Annotated in this window: 1 protein-coding gene; it reads left to right on the top strand. The window is 75.9% G+C overall.

Annotated features, from left to right (window positions below; all coding sequences use genetic code 11):
• Nucleotides 1-483 (top strand): hypothetical protein (locus tag ADL12_RS23040; RefSeq protein ID WP_425265142.1); only part of this gene is annotated, 483 nt, incomplete at its 5' end.
• Between the last annotated feature and the right edge of the window lie 240 nt (nucleotides 484-723).

Raw genomic sequence — 723 nt, 5'->3', positions numbered from 1 at the left:
CCCCAAGGCCCCGCCCGGCACAACGGCGGCCCACCGCACAGCCCCGGCTCAGGCCCCGGCTTCGCCTCCCGACGCACCCGCCCCGCCACCGACACCCGAGCCGTCGTCCTCGCCGCCGCCGACCCGGCGAACGCGTACGGCGCCGCCCTCGCCTGGCCGGAGCCCCCCACCGGCGCCGGCCACAAGCCAGGCCGCAAGGCGGGCTCCCTCGTAGTGCTCGTCGACGGCGAGCTGACTCTCTACATGGAGCGCGGCGGCAAGACGCTGCTGGCCTGGCCCTCGACCCCGGACACCGAACCCAGCGACGACCCCCGCCTGCACACGGCAGCGGAGGCCCTCGCCTCAGCCGCCCGCGCGGGCTCCCTCGGCACGGTCACGGTGGAGCGCGTGAACGGCGCCTCGGCCCTGACCTCCCCCACAGGCACCCTCCTGGAAGGAGCAGGCTTCATCGCGACGCCCCGAGGCCTACGCCTACGCGCCTGACCCAAACCGGATCCCGGCCGAACCCCTCAGCCCCACCCGACCGCCGCGCCCCTCAGCGCGACCTGAGCCAACCCGCCCACAGCCCCGCGGGCGCCCCGCCCTGACCCCTCAGCCCGACCGGGACCCCAGCCCAATCCACGGAGCGGCGCGGCAAGTCCCGACCCAGGCCGCACCCCATCCGGATCTCAGACGACCCAACCAGACCCAACCCGACCAGCCCCACACCCACACCCACACCCA

It is taken from the genome of Streptomyces regalis, assembly GCF_001509475.1.
GTDB classification, from domain to species: domain Bacteria; phylum Actinomycetota; class Actinomycetes; order Streptomycetales; family Streptomycetaceae; genus Streptomyces; species Streptomyces regalis.
Note: the sequence above shows the minus strand (reverse complement) of the source record. Positions and strands in the feature narration are given on the sequence as shown.